Annotated in this window: 1 protein-coding gene; it reads right to left on the reverse strand. The window is 70.2% G+C overall.

What is annotated here, in order from left to right; all coding sequences use genetic code 11:
• Positions 1-18: 18 nt before the first annotated feature.
• On the reverse strand, positions 19-235 hold a 217-nt coding region (locus AX735_RS13315), incomplete at its 5' end, for an ATP-binding protein (protein WP_231750117.1).

The following is a 235-nucleotide window of genomic DNA, read 5'->3' on the forward strand; positions in this document are numbered from 1 at the left end:
GGTCCGGACGGTGGCCCCTCAGGCGGGCAGCGCGGGCTCGTCGGCCGGTGTGGAAGCATCGCCCTGGGCCCCGCGCGGATCGGCGGGCAGGGTGATGGTGATCGTCGTGCCCTTTTGCACTTCGCTGTCGATTTCCAGCCGGCCACGGTGCCGCTCGACGATATGCTTGACGATCGACAGGCCGAGGCCCGTGCCGCCGATTGCGCGGCTGCGGCTCGAATCGACGCGGTAGAAG

This window comes from Blastomonas sp. CCH1-A6, from assembly GCF_001556365.1.
GTDB classification, from domain to species: Bacteria; Pseudomonadota; Alphaproteobacteria; order Sphingomonadales; family Sphingomonadaceae; genus Blastomonas; species Blastomonas ursincola.